The sequence below is a fragment of the Marinobacter oulmenensis genome (assembly GCF_014201735.1).
Lineage (GTDB): Bacteria > Pseudomonadota > Gammaproteobacteria > Pseudomonadales > Oleiphilaceae > Marinobacter > Marinobacter oulmenensis.
In genome coordinates, this window is the sequence record NZ_JACHFE010000001.1 from 409,527 (window position 1) to 431,129 (window position 21,603).

Annotated in this window: 17 protein-coding genes; 9 read left to right on the plus strand and 8 right to left on the minus strand. The window is 59.8% G+C overall.

Going from position 1 to position 21,603, the window contains the following annotated elements; all coding sequences use genetic code 11:
* The first annotated feature begins 40 nt into the window (after positions 1-40).
* From nusA to pnp, 6 genes are all read left to right on the plus strand, one after another.
* Complete coding sequence (gene nusA / locus HNR38_RS01900; protein WP_183699200.1) at positions 41-1,534, plus strand: transcription termination factor NusA; 1,494 nt, start codon at positions 41-43, stop codon at positions 1,532-1,534.
* Between the two features lie 20 nt (positions 1,535-1,554).
* Positions 1,555-4,116, plus strand: coding sequence for a translation initiation factor IF-2 (infB, locus tag HNR38_RS01905; protein WP_183699202.1), 2,562 nt, complete (start codon positions 1,555-1,557; stop codon positions 4,114-4,116).
* Positions 4,116-4,547, plus strand: a complete 432-nt coding sequence (gene rbfA / locus HNR38_RS01910; RefSeq protein WP_183699204.1) for a 30S ribosome-binding factor RbfA — start codon at positions 4,116-4,118, stop codon at positions 4,545-4,547. The genes infB and rbfA overlap by 1 nt, the downstream gene beginning before the upstream one ends.
* Entirely contained in the window at positions 4,544-5,470 is a 927-nt protein-coding gene (truB, locus tag HNR38_RS01915) for a tRNA pseudouridine(55) synthase TruB (RefSeq protein WP_183699206.1), read from the plus strand. The genes rbfA and truB overlap by 4 nt, the downstream gene beginning before the upstream one ends.
* 77 nt (positions 5,471-5,547) lie before the next feature.
* On the plus strand, positions 5,548-5,817 hold the full coding sequence (gene rpsO / locus HNR38_RS01920; protein WP_183699208.1) for a 30S ribosomal protein S15: 270 nt from the start codon (positions 5,548-5,550) through the stop codon (positions 5,815-5,817).
* A gap of 387 nt (positions 5,818-6,204) precedes the next feature.
* On the plus strand, positions 6,205-8,292 hold the full coding sequence (gene pnp / locus HNR38_RS01925; RefSeq protein ID WP_183699709.1) for a polyribonucleotide nucleotidyltransferase: 2,088 nt from the start codon (positions 6,205-6,207) through the stop codon (positions 8,290-8,292).
* A gap of 137 nt (positions 8,293-8,429) precedes the next feature.
* On the opposite strand, the gene HNR38_RS01930 is transcribed toward pnp, so the two are convergent.
* The 6 genes from HNR38_RS01930 to HNR38_RS01955 form a co-directional block, all read right to left on the minus strand.
* Positions 8,430-9,131 (minus strand): ABC transporter ATP-binding protein, encoded by a 702-nt coding sequence (locus HNR38_RS01930; protein ID WP_183699210.1) that lies wholly within the window; start codon positions 9,129-9,131, stop codon positions 8,430-8,432.
* Positions 9,132-9,140: 9 nt separating this feature from the next.
* Entirely contained in the window at positions 9,141-9,896 is a 756-nt protein-coding gene (gene livG, locus HNR38_RS01935; RefSeq protein WP_183699212.1) for a high-affinity branched-chain amino acid ABC transporter ATP-binding protein LivG, read from the minus strand.
* Between the two features lie 7 nt (positions 9,897-9,903).
* Positions 9,904-11,178, minus strand: a complete 1,275-nt coding sequence (locus tag HNR38_RS01940; RefSeq protein WP_183699214.1) for a high-affinity branched-chain amino acid ABC transporter permease LivM — start codon at positions 11,176-11,178, stop codon at positions 9,904-9,906.
* On the minus strand, positions 11,178-12,104 hold the full coding sequence (gene livH, locus HNR38_RS01945; protein ID WP_183699216.1) for a high-affinity branched-chain amino acid ABC transporter permease LivH: 927 nt from the start codon (positions 12,102-12,104) through the stop codon (positions 11,178-11,180). Before livH ends, HNR38_RS01940 begins: the two co-directional genes overlap by 1 nt.
* Before the next feature lie 156 nt (positions 12,105-12,260).
* Positions 12,261-13,373, minus strand: a complete 1,113-nt coding sequence (locus tag HNR38_RS01950) for a branched-chain amino acid ABC transporter substrate-binding protein (RefSeq protein WP_281380313.1) — start codon at positions 13,371-13,373, stop codon at positions 12,261-12,263.
* 152 nt (positions 13,374-13,525) lie between these two features.
* Complete coding sequence (locus HNR38_RS01955) at positions 13,526-14,437, minus strand: TPR end-of-group domain-containing protein (protein ID WP_183699218.1); 912 nt, start codon at positions 14,435-14,437, stop codon at positions 13,526-13,528.
* A gap of 196 nt (positions 14,438-14,633) precedes the next feature.
* Between HNR38_RS01955 and HNR38_RS01960 the strand changes: the two genes are divergently transcribed.
* Positions 14,634-15,128, plus strand: a complete 495-nt coding sequence (locus HNR38_RS01960) for a MarR family transcriptional regulator (protein ID WP_183699220.1) — start codon at positions 14,634-14,636, stop codon at positions 15,126-15,128.
* A gap of 26 nt (positions 15,129-15,154) precedes the next feature.
* On the opposite strand, the gene lon is transcribed toward HNR38_RS01960, so the two are convergent.
* Complete coding sequence (gene lon, locus HNR38_RS01965; protein ID WP_183699222.1) at positions 15,155-17,605, minus strand: endopeptidase La; 2,451 nt, start codon at positions 17,603-17,605, stop codon at positions 15,155-15,157.
* 139 nt (positions 17,606-17,744) lie between these two features.
* Between lon and trxA the strand changes: the two genes are divergently transcribed.
* Entirely contained in the window at positions 17,745-18,608 is an 864-nt protein-coding gene (gene trxA / locus HNR38_RS01970; RefSeq protein ID WP_183699223.1) for a thioredoxin, read from the plus strand.
* A 35-nt stretch (positions 18,609-18,643) separates the two neighbouring features.
* The gene (locus tag HNR38_RS01975; protein ID WP_183699225.1) at positions 18,644-20,083 is read left to right on the plus strand and encodes a hypothetical protein; all 1,440 of its coding nucleotides are present in this window, start codon (positions 18,644-18,646) and stop codon (positions 20,081-20,083) included.
* A gap of 63 nt (positions 20,084-20,146) precedes the next feature.
* On the opposite strand, the gene HNR38_RS01980 is transcribed toward HNR38_RS01975, so the two are convergent.
* Positions 20,147-21,511, minus strand: a complete 1,365-nt coding sequence (locus tag HNR38_RS01980; protein WP_183699227.1) for a KamA family radical SAM protein — start codon at positions 21,509-21,511, stop codon at positions 20,147-20,149.
* Positions 21,512-21,603: the final 92 nt, after the last annotated feature.

Genomic DNA, 21,603 nt, shown 5'->3' on the forward strand with positions numbered 1-21,603 from the left:
TCCTAGGATTAAGAGTTTATTTTGAGGGCAGGGCAATCCAATGAGTAAAGAGATCTTGCTGGTAGTGGAATCCGTCTCAAACGAGAAAGGCGTTGAGAAGGATGTGATTTTTGAGGCGATCGAGCTCGCCCTGGCCACCGCTGCCAAGAAACGCTACGAAGACGAGGAAGCGGATATCCGGGTTGCCATTGACCGCCGGACTGGTGAGTACGAGACCTTCCGCCGCTGGCTGGTTGTCGACAACGACGCCGTGCCGGCCCTGGGTACCGAGCTGACCCTGCAGGAGGCTGAGGAAATCGACAGCGGCCTCAAGCCCGGCGATATTCACGAAGAGAAAGTCGAGTCTGTTTCCTTCGGTCGGATTGGTGCCCAGGCAGCCAAACAGATCATCTTCCAGAAAGTACGTGAGGCCGAGCGCACCAAGCTGGTCGACAGCTACCGTGACCGCGTGGGCGAACTGGTCTCCGGTACGGTCAAGAAAGTGACACGGGACAACGTCATTGTGGACCTTGGCAGCAACGCCGAAGCCCTTCTGCCCCGTGAACACCTGATTCCGCGGGAAACCTTCCGTATGGGTGACCGGGTTCGGGCCCTGCTGCTGGAAATCCGCACGGACCATCGCGGCCCGCAACTGATCCTGAGTCGCACCGATTCCCAGATGCTGGTGGAACTGTTCCGTATCGAGGTGCCGGAAATCGCTGAGGATCTGATTGAAATCCGCGGTGCCGCCCGTGATCCGGGCTCCCGGGCCAAGATCGCGGTCAAGACCAATGACCGTCGCATTGATCCGGTCGGCGCCTGTGTCGGTATGCGTGGTTCCCGCGTTCAGGCCGTGTCCAATGAGCTTGGCGGTGAGCGGGTCGATATCGTCCTGTGGGATGACAACCCGGCACAGCTGGTGATCAATGCCATGGCACCCGCCGAAGTGGCGTCCATCGTCATTGATGAGGACCGCCACACCATGGATGTCGCGGTCGCCGAGGATAACCTGGCCCAGGCCATCGGCCGTAACGGCCAGAATGTCCGCCTGGCAACCGACCTTACCGGCTGGACGCTGAACGTCATGACCGAAGAGGAAGCGGGGGAACGCCAGGAGCAGGAATACAACCGGCTGCTGGATAACTTCACCGGTATCCTGGATGTGGATGAAGAATTTGCTGGTGTGCTGATTGAGGAAGGCTTCACCTCCATTGAAGAGGTGGCTTACGTGCCGATGGATGAAATGCTGGCTATCGACGGGTTCGACGAGGAAACCGTGACCGAACTGCGCCGTCGGGCCAAGGACGCCCTGCTGAATCAGGCACTGGCCAGCGAAGAGGCTCTGGAAGGTTCCGAGCCTGCGGAAGATCTTCTTGAAATGGACGGCATGGACCGTGCCCTGGCCTTCAAGCTGGCGGGTATGGGTGTGCGCACCATGGAAGATCTGGCCGAGCAGTCCGTAGGGGATCTGCTCGAGATTGAAGGTATGGATGAGGAACGTGCCGGTCAGTTGATCATGACTGCGCGCGCACCCTGGTTTGAAGACCAGGCCTGATTCGGGAGAGGAGGACCAGTATGGCTGAAGTAACGGTAAAACAACTGGCCGCAGATGTAGGCGCTCCCGTGGATCGTTTGCTGAAGCAGATTGTAGAGGCGGGCCTTGACGCTCGCAGCGAAAACGACGCGGTGACCGGCGACGAGAAGCAGCAGTTGCTGGCGTATCTGAGGAAGAACCACGGCGAAGCCGACGCCGAACCGCGCAAGATTACTCTGAAACGCAAGACGACCACCACATTGAAGGCTGGCAAGGCCAAGACCGTCAACGTAGAGGTTCGCAAGCGTCGGACCTACGTTAAACGGGCGGAACTGCAACCGGAGTCTGAGCAAGAGGCTGAACAGCCCGTGGAAGCGGCACCGGAGCCGGTGGCTGAGAAACCGGCTACCGAAGAAGCACCGGCCGTAACGGCAGAGCAGGAAACGGCGGCAGCCGAGGCGCCGGCGAAACCGGAGCCTGAAGCCGAGCAGCCGCAGGTTGAGAACGAGGCAGAACCGGAGCCGGCACAAGCGGCCGAGCCGGAAGCCCCCGCGGAGGCTGAAATCCCTATGCCGCCGCCTGAAGATGACGGTCGCGATCGTAAGGCTTCCAAGGCCAAGAAGAAGAAAGCGCGTGAGCGTGGAGAGGAACTGGACGAAGGCAAGCCGAAGAAGAAGCAGGCGGGGCATCGTGGCCCGCGCTCCCGGCCGGTTGAAGAGCCTCTGGTGATCTCCGAAGACGAGGAAGAAGCGTCTCCCCGTAAACAGCTGCGGGCACGTAAGAAACCCAAAGAAAAGCGTCACGGCTTTGAGAGGCCAACCAAACCAATGGTAAGAGAAGTAGAGATTCCGGAAACCATCAGCGTGGGCGACCTGGCCCAGCGGATGGCGGTCAAGGCCGCCGACGTGATCAAAACACTGATGGGCATGGGTGTGATGGCCACCATCAACCAGGCACTGGATCAGGAAACCGCGATTCTGGTCACCGAGGAACTGGGGCACAAACCCAAGGCGGTTAGTGAAGACGCCTTTGAAGAAGAAGTGCTCAGTGAAATCGCCAGTGGGCATGATGGTAAAGACAAAGAGAAGCGTGCACCGGTTGTCAGTGTGATGGGCCACGTTGACCACGGTAAGACCTCCCTGCTCGACTATATCCGTCGTACCAAAGTGGCGTCTGGCGAATCCGGTGGTATTACCCAGCACATCGGTGCTTACCACGTGGAAACCGGTCACGGCATGGTGTCCTTCCTGGATACCCCGGGCCACGCGGCCTTTACCGCCATGCGTGCCCGCGGTGCCCAGTGTACAGATGTGGTCATTCTGGTGGTTGCCGCCGATGACGGCGTCATGCCTCAGACCAAAGAAGCGGTCGATCACGCTCGTTCCGCTGGCGTGCCGATCGTCGTGGCCATCAACAAGATGGACAAGGAAGAGGCCGATCCGGATCGTATCAAGACCGAACTGGCCGGTATGGACGTGATCCCGGAAGACTGGGGTGGTGAGGTCCAGTTCGTTCCTGTGTCAGCCCACACGGGCGCCGGCATTGACGACCTGCTCGAAGCAGTTCTGTTGCAGGCGGAAATCCTGGAGCTGGAAGCGTCTCCGGATGCCCCGGCCAAAGGGGTTGTGGTCGAATCCAGCCTCGAACGTGGCCGTGGCTCTGTAGCGACTGTGCTGGTACAGAACGGTACCCTGCGCCAGGGCGACACCATCGTGGCGGGTGCCTGCTTCGGTAAGGTGCGGGCCATGACCAACGAGGCCGGCAAACAGGTCAAGGATGCCGGGCCATCCATTCCGGTTGAGATTCTGGGCCTGAACGGCACCCCGAACGCGGGCGACGAGTTCTTTGCCGTGGCGGACGAGAAGAAGGCCAAAGAGCTGGCCGAGTTCCGTCAGTCCCGTGATCGTGAGCAGCGGCTGCAGCGTCAGCAGGCGGCCAAGCTCGAGAACATGTTCGAGAACATGGGCAAAGACGAGGTCAAGACCCTCAACGTGGTGCTCAAGACCGACGTTCGAGGTTCCCTGGAGGCCATTACCAAGGCCCTGCAGGATCTGGGCAACGACGAGGTTCAGGTGAAGGTCGTGTCCTCCGGTGTTGGCGGTATCGCCGAGACCGACGTCAGTCTGGCCCTGGCCACCAATGCGGTTCTGTTCGGCTTCAATGTCCGTGCAGACGGCGCGGCCAAGCGCCTGGTTGAGCAGGAAGGTCTGGACCTGCGTTATTACAGCATCATCTACAACCTGATTGATGACGTGAAATCGGCCCTGACCGGCATGCTGGCGCCGGAATTCCGCGAGGACATCCTGGGCGTGGCGGATGTCCGCGAAGTATTCCGTTCACCGAAGTTCGGCCAGGTGGCTGGCTGTATGGTGACCGAGGGCAATGTCTACCGTAACAAGCCGATCCGCGTACTCCGGGACAACGTGGTTATCTTCGAGGGCGAGCTGGAATCCCTGCGTCGCTACAAGGATGACGTCCAGGAAGTCCGTAACGGCATGGAATGTGGTATCGGCGTGAAAGGCTACGACGTGAAAGTCGGCGACCAGATTGAGGTCTTCGATCGCGTCAGGGTACAACGTCAGCTCGAATCCACGGGGGCTTGATGGCACGGGAATACAGCCGGGTTGATCGCATCGGCGATCAGATGCAGCGTGAGCTCGCCCAGCTCATCCAGCGCGAGGTGAAAGACCCTCGCGTTGATATGGTGACCGTCAATGATGTTCGGGTCAGCCGCGATCTGGGCTATGCCGACATCTATGTGTCGTTGTTGTCCACCGAAGAGTTGACCGAGGACAGCCCGGAAGTGGTCGATGCCCTGAAGGTTCTCGAGAAGGCTTCAGGCTATCTGCGCGGTCAGGTCGGCCGTGCCATGAAGCTGCGGGTGGTGCCTCATCTGCGCTTCCACTTTGACACGCTGCTTGGTCAGAGCCGCAAAATGGATCGCCTGATTCGCGAAGCGGTGGGCGATCAGCCTGCCGTCCCTCGCGATGATAACGACGACCCGGTTTCCGACAACCCGGAGCGTGACGCTTGAGTCGCAGACGCAAGGGCCGCAACGTTAATGGCATCCTGGTGATCGACAAGCCCCAGGGTGTCACCTCCAACGGCATACTCCAGCAGGTCAAGCGCCTGTTCGGAGCCGCCAAGGCCGGTCATACCGGTGCCCTGGATCCTCTCGCCACCGGTGTCCTGCCGCTGTGTTTCGGGGAGGCCACCAAGTTCTCCCAGATGATGCTCGACAGCGACAAAGCCTATATCACCACGGCGACACTGGGTGTCCGCACGGAAACCGGTGACAGTGAAGGCAATGTGGTGGACGAACGTCCGGTTCCGTCTTTCAGTGAGGATGACATCGAGACTGTGCTGGCGCGGTTCCGGGGGCCGATCGAGCAAGTTCCCTCCATGTATTCTGCGTTGAAGCACAAGGGCCGCCCGCTGTACGAGTACGCCCGTGAAGGCATTGAAGTGGAGCGCCCGGCCCGGCCGGTCACGATTCATGAGCTCAAACTGCTGGCGGTTCGTGATCATGAAATCGACCTGGCGGTTGCCTGCACCAAGGGGACCTATGTGCGTTCACTGGTTGAAGACATCGGTGAAGCGCTGGGCTGTGGCGCCCATGTCAGTGCGCTGCGTCGAACCATGGCGTCAGGCTACACGTTAACGGACGCCCGGCCGGTTGACGAACTGGAGGCCATGCGGGAGCGGGGCGAAAGCCTGGACGGCCTGCTGCTGCCGCCGGAGAGCGCCCTGACCATGTTCCCGGAGCATCGGTTGTCCGGGACCTCGCTGGTGTCGATATTGAACGGACAACCGGTTAGAATGTCCGACCAGTCCCTTGAAGGCTTCGTTCGCCTGTACGGCAACGAGGATTTTGTGGGGCTGGCTGAAGCAATACCGGAGGGCGGGGAAACCCGATTGGTTCCCCGTCGCCTGGTAAAGAGTGGCAACGCCGTTTAACGGATTGCCGGATAGCCGGGCTGTAGAGATGCGCGGTTCGGCTGTATTGATTTGCATCGCAACCAATGAGGTGAAATATGGCACTGTCTGCCAGTGAGAAGGCTCAGATCGTCAAGGATTTTCAGCAAGGTGATGGCGACACAGGTTCCCCCGAGGTTCAGGTGGCTCTGCTGAGCGCCAACATCGATAAGCTGCAGGATCACTTCAAGGCCAACAAGCAGGATCACCATTCCCGCCGTGGCCTTATCCGGATGGTAAACCAGCGTCGTAAACTGCTGGACTACCTCAAGCGCAAAAACGCCGACCGTTACCTGGATCTGATCCAGCGTCTTGGCCTGCGTCGCTAATCCGGGTTACGACCTGAAGGCAGAGTCCGGGCTTGCCCGGCTCTGCCGCGCCTCTCTCCCGCTACCTGCGTCTGCCTGTTCAGGAAGACCAGTTGGCTTATGCTGCAGTCGATTTGTCCGTGAAACCGAAAGATTTTCCCTGTCACAAAAGAAAGCCGATATTGATAGCAGGTTGTTGAAAAGCCCGGGCTACGGTGATTCGCCAAGGCTCAGACCGGGGTTTTGCAACAGCCTGTTAGCTTTCAGACGGGTTGGCTTTCGGTTCACAGACCAGACTTCTGCAGCGGTTGGAAAATACCGGTTGGCGTTGTTGCCTCCGGAACATTAAAGAAAGAGATATCGCAGGAGTTTATTGTGGAACTGCAAGCACACAAGAAAACCTTTGAAATGGGTGGGGAAACCTTCACCCTGGAAACAGGCCGGGTCGCCCGTCAGGCAACCGGTTCTGTACTGGTCACTACCGGTGACACCTCGGTACTGGGTACCGTCGTCGGCGCCCGCGAGCCGAAACCTGGTCAGGGCTTTTTCCCACTGACTGTCAACTATCAGGAAAAAACCTACGCAGCCGGCAAGATTCCCGGTGGCTTCTTCAAGCGTGAAGGTCGTCCTTCCGAGAAGGAAACCCTGACTTCCCGCCTGATCGACCGTCCGATCCGCCCGCTGTTCCCGAACGGCTACATGAACGAAGTTCAGGTCGTCCTGACCGTCATGTCTGCCAGCAAGCAGCAGGATTCGGACATCGCCGCCATGCTCGCGGCCTCTGCAGCCCTGGCAATTTCAGGTATTCCGTTCGATGGCCCCATCGGCGCTGCCCGTGTTGGCTTCACCAACGAGAATGGCTACGTTCTGAATCCGTCGTTCGAAGCCCTGGAAACCTCCCTGCTGGACATGGTTGTTGCCGGTACGGAAGACGCCGTCCTGATGGTGGAATCCGAAGCCAAGGGCCTGACCGAAGACCAGATGCTGGGTGGCGTTCTGTTTGCCCACCAGGAAATGCAGACTGCCATTACCGCCATCAAGGAATTTGCCGCCGAACATGGCAAGCCGCGCTGGGACTGGCAGCCGGAGGCTGAGAACACCAGCCTGCTGGAAGCCATCCGTTCTGAATTCGGTGGCGCCATCGAAGAGGCGTATTCCATTCACGACAAGATGGCCCGCTACGAGCGCCTGGGCGAAATCCGCTCCGCTGCCGTGGAAAAACTGGCTGGTGAAGAGGAAGATCAGCCCGCCGAAGACGAAGTGAAAAAGTACTTCGGCAAGGTGGAAAAAACCGTGGTTCGCCAGCAGGTGCTGGACGGCAAGCCGCGTATCGATGGCCGTGACAACAAGACCGTTCGTCCGATCGAGATCGAAGTGGGTATCCTGCCGAGCGTCCACGGTTCTGCCCTGTTCACCCGTGGTGAAACCCAGGCGATTGTCACCACCACCCTGGGCACCACCCGTGATGTCCAGATTGTGGATGCCCTGGAAGGCGAGCGTAAGGATCCGTTCCTGTTCCATTACAACTTCCCTCCGTACTCCGTCGGTGAAGCCGGTCGTATGGGCTCTCCGGGCCGTCGTGAAATCGGTCACGGCCGTCTGGCCAAGCGCGGTGTGGCGGCGGTCATGCCGACCATTGATGACTTCCCGTATGCGATCCGTGCCGTATCCGAGATCACCGAGTCCAACGGTTCCAGCTCCATGGCCTCTGTCTGTGGTTCCTCCCTGGCCCTGATGGATGCGGGTGTTCCACTGAAAGCGCCGGTTGCGGGTATCGCCATGGGCCTGGTCAAGGAAGGCGACAAGTTCGCAGTTCTGACCGATATCCTGGGTGACGAAGACCACCTGGGCGACATGGACTTCAAGGTCGCCGGTACCAAAGAGGGCGTCACCGCCCTGCAGATGGACATCAAGATCAACGGCATCACCGACGAGATCATGGAAATTGCCCTGGAGCAGGCGCACGAAGCGCGTCAGCACATTCTGGGTGAGATGAACAAGGTCATCGCCGAGCCGCGTGCCGAGCTGTCCGAGCATGCTCCGAGCATCACCACCATCAAGATCCATCCGGATAAGATCCGCGACGTGATCGGTAAGGGCGGCGCCACCATCCGCTCCATCTGCGATGAAACCGGCGCATCCATCGACCTGGACGACGATGGCAATGTGAAGATCTACGCAGCGGATCAGGCGGCTGCCCAGGCAGCGGTTAACCGGGTCAAGGAGATCACCGCCGAGATCGAAGTGGGCGCGATCTACAAAGGCCGCGTTGAGCGCATTGTCGACTTCGGGGCCTTTGTGAACATCCTGCCGGGCAAAGACGGTCTGGTTCACATCTCCCAGATCTCCGAGCGTCGCATTGAAAACGTCACCGATGAACTGAGCGAAGGCCAGGAAGTACTCGTGAAGGTTCTGGACGTGGACAACCGGGGCCGCGTGAAGCTGTCCATGAAGGAAGTGAAGGAAGGCGAACAGCCGACCGACTTTACCGACTGATCACCGTCGGTAAGCTTCCTGGAACCCGCTCGGCTTCGGCCTGGCGGGTTTTTTTGTGCCTGCGCGGTTTGTGTTCGGATATAAAAAAGCCACCCGCTGCGGGGGCAGGGGTGGCTTTGATGGGGCTGGCGAAAGGATTAGCCGCCCAGGTAGGCCTCGCGGATCTCCGGGTTGGCCAGCAGGTTTTTACCGGTGTCATGCAGGCGGATACGGCCGGTCTCCAGCACATAGCCGCGATCAGCCAGGCTCAGGGCCTGGTGCGCGTTCTGCTCCACCAGGAACACGGTGATGCCTTCGTCCCGCAGCTGCCCGATGATCTCGAAGATCTGGGCGATGATGATCGGAGCCAGCCCCAGGGAGGGCTCATCCAGAATGATCATCCGCGGGCGGCTCATCAGCGCCCGGCCAATGGCCAGCATCTGCTGCTCACCTCCGGACATGGTGCCGGCGCGCTGGTGTTCCCGTTCCTTCAGGCGGGGGAAGAGTTCGTAGACGTGCTCGAGGCTCTTCTGGATCTCCGATTTGGTGTTGAAGAACCCGCCCATGTGCAGGTTCTCCTCAACCGTCAGGCCCGGAAACACACGACGTCCTTCCGGCACGATAGCGATGCCGGAACGCATGATTTCCGCCGTGGGTGCGGTGGTGATGTCGCGGCCCTCGAGCAGGATGCGCCCGGAACTGGCCTGCGGGTTGCCGCAGACGCTCATCAGCAGGGTGGTCTTGCCGGCGCCGTTGGCACCGATCAGGGAGACGATTTCGCCTTTGTTGACCTCGACAGAAACCCCGTGCAGTGCTTCGATCTTCCCATAATGGGTATGAATGTTATCAACTACTAGCATGGTTCTTCCTCAGGCCTCACCCAGATAGGCTTTGATCACGTCCTCGTTCTCGCGGATGTCCTCCGGTTTGCCGCTGGCCAGGGGGCGACCCTGGTTGATCACGGTGATCCGGTCGGAAATGCCCATCACGAGGCTCATGTCGTGCTCAATCAGCAGCACCGAGACGTTGTAGTCCTCTTTCAGGCTGACGATCAGTTGGTCGAGTTCCCGGGTCTCGGCGGGGTTCAGGCCGGCAGCGGGTTCATCCAGCATCAGCAGCTTGGGCTCGGTGACCATGCAGCGGGCGATTTCCAGGCGTCGCTGCTGGCCGTAGGCCAGGTTGCCCGCCTCGCGGTTGGCCAGGTCCAGAAGCCCGACCCGGTCGAGCCAGTATCGGGCCCGTTCCAGGGACTTTTTCTCCCGTTCCCGGTAATCCGGCGTTTTCAGAAGGCCGGCAATCAGGTTGGTGTTGAGGTGCCGGTGCTGGGCGACCAGCAGGTTTTCCACCACGGTCATGTTGCCGAACAGGCGCACGTGCTGGAAGGTGCGCACCATGCCCAGCCTGGAGATCCGGAAATCCGGTTTGCCCTGGATTTCCTTGCCCTCGAACAGGATCTGGCCCCCGGACGGTTTGTAAAAACCACTGATGCAGTTGAACACGGTGGTCTTACCGGCCCCGTTGGGGCCGATAATGGAGACAATCTCGTGCTCCTGAACGTCCAGGGACACCTGGTCCACCGCCAGCAGGCCGCCAAAGCGCATGGACAGATTCTTTACTTCAAGCATGGGTCTGTCACTCCTGCCCTTTGAGTTCAATGTGGATCCGGCGCATGGGCATCAGGCCCTGCGGGCGCCAGACCATCATCAGTACCATCGCGGCGCCGAAGATCAGCATCCGGTATTCCGAGAACTCCCGGGCCAGTTCCGGCAGGATGGTGACAGCCACGGCTGCCAGGATCACGCCAATCTGCGAGCCCATGCCACCGAGTACGACGATGGCCAGGATGATGGCGGATTCCAGGAACACAAAGGATTCAGGACTGATAAAGCCCTGCTTGGAGGCGAACACTGTACCGGCAAAACCGGCAAAGAAAGCGCCGATGGTGAACGCCGACAGCTTCACCGCGGTCCGGCTCATGCCCAGGGAACGCGCGGCAATTTCATCTTCCCGCAGCGCCTCCCAGGCGCGTCCTACCGGCATGCGCATGAAGCGGCGGATAACCAGAGCGGTAAACACCGCCAGTACCAGGGCGATCAGGTACAGGAAGATGACCTTGTGTTCGCCGGCGTAGGCGATGCCGAAGGTTTCGTGGAAGGAGACGTTGCCTTCTTCCTTGACCCGGCGACCGAACTCCATACCGAACAGGGTCGGGTCGGGTATACCGCCGATGCCGTTGGGACCGCCGGTGAGGGAGGTCCAGTTGTTCAGCAGGATCCGGATGATCTCACCGAAGCCCAGGGTCACAATGGCCAGATAGTCGCCCCTCAGGCGCAGTACCGGGAAACCCAGTACCAGGCCGAAAAGGGCTGCCAGCAAGGCACCAATCGGCAAGGCCAGCCAGAAGGATACGCCCAGATACTCCGACAGCAGGGCAAAGGTATAGGCGCCTACGGCGTAGAAGGCCACATAGCCCAGGTCCAGCAGGCCGGCCAGGCCGACTACCACGTTCAGGCCCAGAGCCAGTATGACGTAAATCAGCACCAGGGTCGCCAGGTCCACCGAGCCCCGGGACACGAAGAAGGGCCAGAACAGGGCCAAAACGACAATCCCGGTGATCACCCAGGATTCGATCCTGGCCCGGCGGTTTTCCGCCATCGGCTCTTTGTGGGCACCACCGGAGCGCAGGCCGGGCAGGCTTTTGAACGTTTCCATGATGCCGTCACGGAACAGTTGGAAGGCAAAGACCACAACGGCCGCGATGAACACCATGACAACGGTGAAGGTGTCGGCACCGGTGAGGGTGATATCGATGCCCCGGGCTTCGAGGTTCAGCCCCAGGATCGGGTAGGCAATAATCAGTGTGACGATGGCACAGAACAGTGCGTGCCTGAAGTTTTGAGCAGCCATCAGATCTTTTCAACCTCCGGTTTGCCGAGCAGGCCGGTGGGTTTGAACAGCAGAATCAGAATCAGCAGGCTGAACGAAATCACGTCCTTGTACTCACCACTGAGGTACCCGGAGGTCATGCTTTCTGCCACGCCCAGGATCAGTCCGCCGAGCATGGCGCCGGGGATACTTCCGATGCCGCCAAGCACTGCCGCTGTAAAGGCCTTGAGACCGGCAATGAAGCCGAACAGGGGATCAATGGAGCCGTAATACATGCCCAGCAGCAGGCCCGCGACAGCGGCCAGGGCCGCGCCGATCACGAACGTGGCCGAGATGATCCGGTTGGTATCAATGCCCAGCAGGCTGGCCATCCCGAGGTCCTGGGATACAGCACGGCAGGCGCGCCCGGTCCGGGAGCGGGAGATGAACACAGACAGCGCCGTCATACAGATCAGGGTGGTGATAAAGATGGTGATCTGGATAAACGACAGCGATACCTGGAAGTTTTCAGGAGACCCGAAACGGAAACTGCCTTCAATCAGTGACGGAAAGCCGATGTTCCGGGAGCCCTGGGCCAGGTGAACATAGTTCTGCAGGAAGATGGACATGCCGATGGCGGAAATCAACGGAATCAGCCGGTGACGCCCCCGCACGGGCCGGTAGGCAACCCTTTCGACGGCCCAGCCCATGGAGCTGGAGACGATCATGGCACAGACCAGTGCCACCAACAGAACCAGGGGCAGCCAGGTCACTCCCAGAGTGGCCAGGCCGGTAATGGCGATCAGCGCGGTGTAGGCGCCAATCATGTAGATCTCACCATGGGCAAAGTTGATCATGCCGATGATGCCGTAAACCATCGTGTAGCCGATGGCGATCAGGGCATAGGCGCTCCCGATCGTCAGCCCGTTGATGAGCTGCTGGATAAAATACAGGAGGGCTTCTGACATTCTTGTTACTCCGCGAGCCTTTTCCCTCCGCAACCACGCGGTCGACCCGGATAGCGGGTTGGCCGAATAGCGCTTCGCTGGGAAACTAGAAAAACACCTTCCCCCGGATCGCGGTGGGAAGGTGCTCTTATCATTACCGTTTGTTAACGGTGGGGCTTAGTTTAGCGGAGTTTTGCTGCCATCTGAATGCCATTCGTAGACAACAAACTCAAATGATTCGAGATCACCCTTGTCGTCGTACTGAACGGTACCGATCGGAGTCTCAAAGCTGCCGCTGCGCAGGGTGTCGGCCACTTCAAACGGATCGGTGGAACCCGCCTGTTCAATGCCATCGGCGATCACCTGGACGGCGGCATAGGACGTCAGTACGAACGGGCCGGAAGGATCTTCGCCCTTGGCCTGGAAGGCATCAACCAGCGTCTTGTTTTCGGCTTTTTCGTCGAAGCTCGGCGGCAGGGTGACCAGCAGGCCCTCTGCAGCTTCACCGGCGATGGTGTTGATGTCCTTGTTACCCACGCCTTCGGGGCCCATGAAGGTGGCGTCCAGATCAGCCTGGCGTGCCTGGCGCAGGATCAGGCCCAGCTCCGGGTGGTAGCCGCCGTAGTAAACGTAGTCCACGTCTGCCTGTTTGAGCTTGGTGACCAGGGAAGAGAAGTCCTTGGCGCCGGCGGTGATGCCTTCGAACATGGCAATCTCGATGCCCTTGTCCTTCAGGGTGTCACGGACGGCTGTGGCAATACCTTCACCGTACTGCTGTTTGTCGTGAACGACTGCCACGCGCTCCGGGTTCTGACTGGCGATGTAGTCGCCGGCCACCGGACCCTGCATGTTGTCGAGGCCGATGGTCCGGAATACCAGCTCGTAACCACGCTCGGTTATGTCCGGGCTGGTGGAGGCCGGAGTGACCATCAGGATGCCTTCATCCTCGTAGATGTCGGATGCCGGCTGGGTGGAGCTGGAGCACAGATGACCAACCACAAAGCTGACGCCTTCGTTGATCATGCTGTTGGCGACGGTTACCGCCTGTTTCGGGTCACAGACGTCGTCCATCTCAACGGCAACCAGTTCTTCACCCATAACGCCGCCATTGGCGTTGATCTGTTCGATCGCCATGCGGGTACCGGAGAACTGCATGTCACCGTACTGGGCAACCGGGCCGGTCATCGGGCCGGCAACACCGATTTTGATTTCAGCGGCAGCCTGGCCTGCGGCCATCAGCGCAACGGACGTTCCTACAGCGGTAGCGAGTTTCTTTACAGACATTGTCATCGTGTTTTCCTGTCGTTGTCAGGGTTATTCTTATGTTCTCAGAACGGTAAACAAACACCACTGCCTTCAGGTTGTCAAGCAAAGGCGCACCAGTCTGGAACATGGCTACTCAAGTCATCCAAAACGATGCAAGCCCTATGCCGGAATAGGTTTTATTCGCCCGGATTTTCCTCATCATCGGCAAAGACCAGATCACGGAAGCTCTGGTGTTCCTGCAGGGGTTCGAAGCTGGGGTCCACCGAGGCGTCGTCCCGGTACGCTTCGGACATTTCAATGGCCTTGGCCAGGGTATTCACGGCATCTTCCCAGCGGCCGATTTCCGCGTAGGCACAGGCCAGCTGGTAGTGGGCGTGGCCATTGTCGGGGGCCAGTTTCAGGGCGCGCTGACACAGGCTGATGGCCCAGAGCGGTTCCTGCATTTCAAGCACGGCGTCGGCCTTGTAGCTGAGTGCTTCGACATCGTCCGGACGCAGATCCAGAATCTGGTCATAGGCGGCAATCTTGTTCTGCTGTGAGGTCTCCTGGCTTGCCTTGAGCCAGAGCGCGTGCACCTCGTTGGTGCGCTCAATCTCGGCCTGGTTCTGGTGAATGATCTCGGATTTCTGATGCAACTGGTCCTCAATGGACTGCAGCCGGCTTTCGTATTCCACCACCAGTTCGTTGACCCGTTTTTCCGCCAGGCTGGTCAACTGGTTGCGCATGTCGCGGATGGAGTTCCAGCCAATCACCACCAGGATAGAGGTGGCGCCAGCGATCAGGTAGAAGAAATAGGTGACGGTATCGGTGGCGTAAGACATGGTCTTGTCCGCCACGGAGAGTTCCTTGTCCACCACCTTTTCGATCAGCTCTGCGCGGGTGTTCTGGATTTCCTTGCGCAGGGCCTTGGATTCCTCCAGCAGGTACAGCTCCACAAACGGCGTGTACATGGGTTCGTCCTGAGCCTTGATGCTCTCCTTGACGTCTTCAGCGGTCAGTTCCTTTTCCGGACCGAGTTCCTGTTGCTGGGCCTGGGCATTGCCGGCGAGCAGCAGGGCGAGAAGGCAAGCGAGGTAATACCTGATCATCAAACGTTTCCGTCTGTGGGTGAGTTTAAGGCTGTAGACCTTAGCATAGTGGCTGACAGAAATAATGCCGGGCCCTGCCCGCGTTCCTGCCGGGGTGGCCGGCTGAGACAGGTAAGGGAAATGGTCTACTTGCATTCCTGATTTCAAAGACCTCTAATAATTAGAGTTATAAGGACAGAGGGTATGGAGGACAGGTGTGAGTGATTACGATCGGGTTCTGGTGGCGCTGCGCAGGGTAATCCGGGCGACAGATCTTCATTCCAAGCGGTTGAGCAAGCATGCCGGCCTTACCGGGCCGCAGTTGCTGATTATGCGCACCATCCGGGATCTCGGCGAGGTCACCATTGGCACCATTGCTGAGCACGTCAGCCTGAGCCAGGCGACGGTGACTACTATTCTGGATCGCCTTGAACACCGGAATCTGGTGTACCGCGTGCGCAGTACCCGGGACAAACGTAAGGTCCATGCCCATCTGACGGAGCAGGGCGCCGAGATTCTGGCCCGGGCCCCCAACCCGCTCCAGGAGGATTTCATCGAGAAGTTCCAGAACCTGCAGGAGTGGGAGCAGACCATGATTCTGGCGTCGCTGCAGCGTGTGGCCAACATGATGGATGCCGATGAAATCGATGCCTCTCCGGTGCTGGATGTTGGCTCTGTCCTCAAGGACGACGGCTGGAAGGGCAAGGCCTAGCCCCGCCCTTCCGTGCCGGCGGCGCGTCAGTGCACAGACGCGCCCTGTCTGGGTTTGCTGGCAAAGCAGACCTGGAATACATCGTTGAAGTGTCCGGCGAAATTGACCGTCAATCCTTCCTTGAGATACTCCGGCAGCTCCTCGTAATCCCCCTGATTGGCTTTCGGCAGGATCAGGCTGCTGATCTTCTGGCGCCGGGCCGCAATCACTTTCTCGCGAATACCGCCCACGGGCAGCACCTGCCCGGTCAGGGTCAACTCGCCGGTCATGGCGATGTTCTGCTGCGGCGCCTCCCGACGGGCGATGGACAGCAGGGCAGTGGCCATGGTGACGCCCGCGCTGGGACCATCCTTGGGCGTCGCCCCTTCCGGTACGTGCAGGTGGACGAAGGACTTGTCGAAGAAGCCCGGGTCGCCCTTGTAACGTTTCAGGTTGGACGACACGAAGCTGTAGGCGATTTCCGCCGATTCCCGCATCACATCCCCCAGTTGGCCGGTCAGCTTGAAGCCTCGCTGGCTGGAGTGGATCCGGGACGCCTCGATGCTCAGCGTGGCGCCGCCCATGGCTGTCCAGGCCAGGCCGGTCACCACACCGGTGCCCTTGAGGGACTTTTCCTTGCGGAACACGGGCTGGCCCAGATAGCCGGCCAGGTCCTGAACGCCCACTTTCACCGGTTTGTCAGGATCATCCAGCAGTTTGACGATGCCCTTGCGAACGATCTTGTGCAGCAGTTTCTCCAGGCTTCGGACCCCGGCTTCCCGGGCATAACCTTCGATCACCTGCCGGATGGCCGCATCAGTGATGTTGAGCTGTTTCTTGAGCAGCCCGGTACGCTTGAGCAGTCTGGGCAGCAGGTAATGCTTGGCGATGGCCAGTTTTTCTTCGGCGATGTAGCCGGACAGCCGGATCACGTCCATCCGGTCGAGCAGCGCTCTGGGGATGGTATCCAGCTGGTTGGCGGTGCAGATGAACAGCACCTTGGACAGATCCATGCGGACGTCCAGGTAGTGGTCCAGAAACTCCCGGTTCTGTTCCGGGTCCAGGGTCTCCAGCAGGGCAGATGCCGGGTCGCCCTGGAAGGACGAGCCGATCTTGTCGATTTCGTCGAGCATGATCACCGGGTTGGCCACACCGGTATCCTTGAGGGCCTGAGCGAATTTGCCCGGCATGGCGCCGATGTAGGTGCGCCGATGCCCCTTGATCTCCGCCTCGTCGCGCATGCCGCCGAGGCTGAAGCGATAGAATTTCCGGCCCAGGGCATCCGCCACGGAATGGCCGATGGAGGTCTTGCCCACGCCCGGCGGGCCGACCAGCAGAAGTATGGAACCACTCACTTCGCCCTTGAAGGAACCCTCGGCCAGGAACTCCACAATCCGGCTTTTCACGTCTTCCAGGCCGTCATGGTCCCGATCGAGTACCCGGCGCGCCTCGGGTAGATCAAAATGATCCTCGGAATGGATGCCCCAGGGCACTTGGGTCAGCCAGTCCAGGTAGTTACGGGTAACGCCATACTCTGGTGAGCCCTGCTCCAGGACCTGCAGTTTCTGGACTTCATCACGGAAACGCTCCAGAACCGCTTCGGGCGGGTCTAGCTTTTCCATGCGCTCCTCGAAGCGCTCAATGTCTGCGGTCTTGTCATCCTTGGCAATGCCCAGTTCCCGCTGGATGACCTTTAGCTGTTCACGCAGGAAGAAGTCGCGCTGGTGCTTTTGCACCTTTTCGTTTACTTCCTCGTTGATTTCGGACTGCAGGCGGGCCACCTCCAGCTCTTTGCGCATCAGCAGCAGGACTTTCTCCATACGATGCAGCAGGGGCACCGCATCCAGCACGTCCTGCAGATCCCGGCCGGGGGCACTGGTCATGGAGGCGCCAAAGTCGGCCAGCGGCGAGCTGTCGTCGGGGCCAAAGCGGGACAGGTACTGCTTGACCTCCTCGCCATAGAGCGGGTTGGTCCGCAGCAGTTCCTTGATGGCGCTGATGATGGCGAGGGTGTAGGCCTTCAGTTCGTCGGCCGCTTCCTCGGGTTCCTCGGGGTATTCCACCTCGACCAGATACGGTGGGCGACGCCGGAGCCACTGCACGATCCGGAAGCGTTTCAGCCCCTGAGCGATGAACTGTACCTTGCCGCCTTCCTGCTGGGCCTGGTGCACGCGCACGGCGCAGCCGATGGTTTCCACCTTCTCGCTGGCGGGCACGTCATCCTCCGACTCGGGATCCTCCACGTAACAGATGCCCATCACCCGGTGGTCGGTTTCGCCCACGCGTTTGAGGGTCTCCTGCCAGGGATTCTGGTTGACCATGATGGGCTGGACCTGGGCCGGGAAGAACGGCCGGTTGGACACCGGGAGCACATACATGCGCTGGGGCATGACCTGGTCGGGCAGGGCCAGGCCCTTGCTGTGCTCGTCCTTGCCAATGTATTCGGCCAGGTCCTCTTCGAATTCTTCCAGGGAGTCGTTGCGGTTCTCGTCGTTCATACCGTTTTGCTCTCAAGGCTTTAGGGATTAACTGGTTATGTGACGGCGGCTTTGGTTTTTTCAAGCTGGCTTGATTTCTGTGGGGCTGACATCATATGTCTACAACCATTCATTCATTTCCGGTTCAGGTGCCTCAAACATGAGCGACTCCCCCTACATCTTCGACGCCACCATGGAGAACTTTCAGCAGCGGGTCATGGAGGCTTCGGCCACCACGCCGGTGCTGGTGGATGTCTGGGCTGACTGGTGTGCCCCCTGTAAACAGTTGATGCCGATTCTGGAAAAGCTGGCCGGGGAATATGAGGGCAACCTGCAGTTGGCCAAGGTAAATGCCGACCAGCAGCAGGAACTGACCGCGTCCCTGGGTGTGCGCAGCCTGCCGACAGTCATCCTGGTGAAAGATGGCCAGGCGGTGGATGGTTTCAACGGCGCCCTGCCCGAAAGTGAAATCCGCAAAGTGCTGGAGAAACACGTCGATGCGCCAGCCGAGGATCCCTATGAGAAAGCGCAGGCCCTGTGGGAAGAGGGTGAAGTGGATGCGGCCCTGGCTATCCTCACCGAGCTGAACCGGAAGGATCCGGAGAACCTGGAAGTGCTCATCGACCTGGCTCAGTTGAAGGCTGAAAAGGGCGACCTGGAAACCGCTGAACAGGTTCTGGAGAGCCTGCCGCCCGAGGAGAAAATGCAGCACAAGGCCAAACAGCTGGCTGCCCGAGTGAAGTTCATGAAACAGGCCGGGGAGTTACCGCCGATGGCCGACCTGGAAGCCCGGCTGGCGGACAACCCGAAAGACCCGGACGCCCTGCACCAACTGGCGCTCCAGCATGTGCTTCGGGATAACAATGCCGAGGCCATGGAGCTGCTGATCCGTCTGATGCAGGCCCAGCCCGACTATCAGGACGGCGTCGCCAAAAACACCCTGATCGAGCTGTTTGACAAGCTGGGCAATGGCAACCCGGATGTCCGGGCCTATCGTCGTAAACTGTATACCCTGATGCACTGATCAACGCTGATTCGGCCAGAGGGAAAGGGTGCGTTGTGAGCAGAGGTAGCTTGCGCCTATGGTTGGTGTTACTGGCGGCTCTCACGCTGGTTTCCGGCTGTGCCTCCCGTCAGTATGCCGGCCACCCGGCCGAGGTTCCGGGCGCAGACCAGTGCCAGCGGGTGTTTTCCGACTGGCAGCGGCAGGTTGCCGAGACCGGGAGCTTCGATGCCCAGGCGGTGCCGGTGCCGGGCTATCCATTCCTTCGGGTCAACCGGCTTCTGGCCAGTTTCCCGCTTGATACATTCTCCGGCCTGCAACGGCAGGAGTGGCTGAGTCGTTCCCACCAGTTGGCCTTGAATGCCTGGAAGTATGAGTCCGCTGCCATGGACGGGGCCCGGGGTGTGATGCTGGAGCGGCTCCGCCAGTGCGGCGAACGGGCTGTCGATACCCTGAAGAGCGATGACGAGCGCTGGCATCAGATGGCGGCCCTCGTTGATGTGCCGGACAGCTACAATACCCCGGCGCGGGTGGCCGGGGCCTACCCCCTGGTTGCTCCGGTGGTCCGCTGGCGGGCCGGCGTGGTGATGACCGAACTGCTTGCTGATTTCAATCGGTACCGGCCGGCGCATCCGGTGCGGATTTACAGGCCTCCGGAGTCCGGCCAGGCTCAGGATCCGGCCGAACTGATGGCCAGGGCAACCAGCCGCAGTGTTCTCGGGATTCCCTCCTTCAGGTCGGAGGAGGCGCGCCAACTGTTTACCCGGTACGCGCCCTCCTGGCAGGTGGAGACTGCCGGTGCCAGTGACCAGCCGGGCACGCCTGGCCGCGATCCTGCCGGTGCTCTGCAGTTTCGGGCGGAGCCCGTGGTTTTCAGTCAGGTTGCGTATACACGGTTTGGTGGCCAGGTATTGCCGCAGTTGGTGTATACCCTCTGGTTCCCCCGTCGCCCGGCCGAAAGTCGATTTGGTATTGCCGCGGGCGAGCTGGATGGCCTGGTTTGGCGCGTTACCCTGGGCACTGACGGCCAGCCGTTGATCTACGACTCGATTCATCCCTGCGGCTGCTACCACACCTGGGTGCTGGCGCCCGGCGGCCTGAGGCCGAAGGGCGGGCTGTCATACTGGCAGGAGCCGCTGTGGATTGCCGGAAGTGCGCCGGCGACAGACGGCGGGCTGGCTCTGCAGGTGTCGGCTGGGCAGCATTATCTGATGGGGGTTAGCCGGGAGCCGGCAGAGGCTGGTGATCGAGTGACGGCCTATGCTTTGGAGCCTTACGGAAGGCTGAGGGGTAGAAGCTTTGCCGGTGGACGTCTGTTCAACAGTGAGGGCCTGATTCCGGGAACCGAGCGCCCCGAGCGATTTCTGCTCTGGCCCACCGGGGTGCCGTCTCCGGGTGCGATGCGACAGTGGGGCAGCCATGCCACTGCGTTCGTCGGTACCCGGCACTTTGACTCGCCCTGGCTGCTGGAGAGACTGTTTGGGTATCCAGAGTAGTTGGCTGCTTCCATAAAAAAGCCGGGCTGTGAGCCCGGCTTTTCAGCGTAGGAGTCCAACGGATCAGCCGTTGCCTTTCTTCATGGCCTCGTACTCGTCTTCAAAGAAGAACTTTTCCTCTCCGAAGGCGGGCTCAAGTTCATGGAGCCAGGTCGCGGTCTCGCTGTATTTGGCGAAGAACGGACGCTGTACCCAGTCCGGGTTGCGTCCCTGCAGGAAGCGCAGGACAAATACTTTCTCTCCCTGAACTTCAGTAATGCCCTGAATCTCCACCTTGCCGGGGCCGGCGCTCATGCTCGGGCCTCGAGCGGTCCGCGCCAGGCCGGAGACCTTTTTTATGGCCTCGCGGTAGATGTTGAAGGCTTCGGCCAGCGGTACTTCGAAGTAGTTCTTGGCGCCGGTGTCACGTTCCACAAACATGTAATAGGGAATGATGCCCAGCTGGACCTCTTTCTTCCAGAGCCGGGCCCAGGCGTCGGTATCGTCATTGACATGCTTGATCAGCGGGCCCTGGGCGCGGATCTCGGCCCCGGTCGCGCGAATACGGCGAATGGCCTCTTCGGCAATGTCCGTGGTGATCTCCTGCCAGTGGTTGTAATGGGCCATGATGGCCACGTGCTTGCCGGCATCGACCAGTTTCGCGAACAGTTCGATCAACTCATCGGCGTCCTTGTCGGTGACAAACCGGTAGGGCCAGAAGGTCAGCGCCTTGGTGCCGATCCGGATGGTTTGAATGTGGTCGTATTCCGGGTCCAGCAGGGGTTCCAGATACTGCACCAGATTCTTGGTCTTCATGATCATCGGATCGCCGCCGGTTACCAGCAGGTCGGTCACTTCCGGGTGTTCCGCCAGGTAGCCGTGCAGCTTCCCGGCGTCGGTGCTGGCCATTTTCAGGTCCTTGTCACCGACGAACTGGGCCCAGCGGAAACAGAAGGTACAGTAGCTGTGGCAGGTCTGGCCCTGGGATGGGAAGAACAGCACGGTTTCCCGATACTTGTGCTGGACGCCGTCAAGAACTTCGCCGTCCAGTTCCGGCATGTTCATTTCCATCTGTCCGGCGGGGTGCGGGTTCAGTTCGTCCCGGACTTCCTTGGCAATGGTCTGGATTTCCTTCTTGTCGGCGCCTTCGCGATGCAGTTGCGCCACGCGTTCGTAATGTTCTTCCTTCAGCATGGCCTTTTGCGGGAAGACCAGTTGATAGATCGGGTCGTTGGGAACCTGGTCCCAGTTGATCAGTTCGTTGATCACATACTCGTTGACCCGGAAGGGCAGCACGCTGGCCACCACTTTCATTTCAAACAGGGTATCTTCCGGGAGATTCTGGATGGCTTCAATCTTGTCGAGCTGGCGGTCCGTATAAACCTTGAACCTGCGCTCCTCGAATTCCTTGACCGGGATACGGTTCGGGAAGGTAACGATGGAGTTCATAGATCGCCCTCGGTTGTTGTTAGCGATGGGGAAATGGTCTGACCACCTCCAATGGTCAAAAAACGGGCAGGAAGTATACATAAATAGAAATT

What these genes read in the sequence shown, in the direction of transcription:
- HNR38_RS01950 (WP_281380313.1), bottom strand. Translation starts at nt 13,373, where the DNA reads ATGACAATGTCTGTAAAGAAACTCGCTACCGCTGTAGGAACGTCCGTT.
- HNR38_RS01940 (WP_183699214.1), bottom strand. Translation starts at nt 11,178, where the DNA reads ATGGCTGCTCAAAACTTCAGGCACGCACTGTTCTGTGCCATCGTCACA.
- livH (WP_183699216.1), bottom strand. Translation starts at nt 12,104, where the DNA reads ATGTCAGAAGCCCTCCTGTATTTTATCCAGCAGCTCATCAACGGGCTG.
- livG (WP_183699212.1), bottom strand. Translation starts at nt 9,896, where the DNA reads ATGCTTGAAGTAAAGAATCTGTCCATGCGCTTTGGCGGCCTGCTGGCG.
- pnp (WP_183699709.1), top strand. Translation starts at nt 6,205, where the DNA reads ATGGGTGGGGAAACCTTCACCCTGGAAACAGGCCGGGTCGCCCGTCAG.
- HNR38_RS01980 (WP_183699227.1), bottom strand. Translation starts at nt 21,511, where the DNA reads ATGAACTCCATCGTTACCTTCCCGAACCGTATCCCGGTCAAGGAATTC.
- trxA (WP_183699223.1), top strand. Translation starts at nt 17,745, where the DNA reads ATGAGCGACTCCCCCTACATCTTCGACGCCACCATGGAGAACTTTCAG.
- HNR38_RS01955 (WP_183699218.1), bottom strand. Translation starts at nt 14,437, where the DNA reads ATGATCAGGTATTACCTCGCTTGCCTTCTCGCCCTGCTGCTCGCCGGC.
- HNR38_RS01930 (WP_183699210.1), bottom strand. Translation starts at nt 9,131, where the DNA reads ATGCTAGTAGTTGATAACATTCATACCCATTATGGGAAGATCGAAGCA.
- lon (WP_183699222.1), bottom strand. Translation starts at nt 17,605, where the DNA reads ATGAACGACGAGAACCGCAACGACTCCCTGGAAGAATTCGAAGAGGAC.
- rbfA (WP_183699204.1), top strand. Translation starts at nt 4,116, where the DNA reads ATGGCACGGGAATACAGCCGGGTTGATCGCATCGGCGATCAGATGCAG.
- nusA (WP_183699200.1), top strand. Translation starts at nt 41, where the DNA reads ATGAGTAAAGAGATCTTGCTGGTAGTGGAATCCGTCTCAAACGAGAAA.
- rpsO (WP_183699208.1), top strand. Translation starts at nt 5,548, where the DNA reads ATGGCACTGTCTGCCAGTGAGAAGGCTCAGATCGTCAAGGATTTTCAG.
- infB (WP_183699202.1), top strand. Translation starts at nt 1,555, where the DNA reads ATGGCTGAAGTAACGGTAAAACAACTGGCCGCAGATGTAGGCGCTCCC.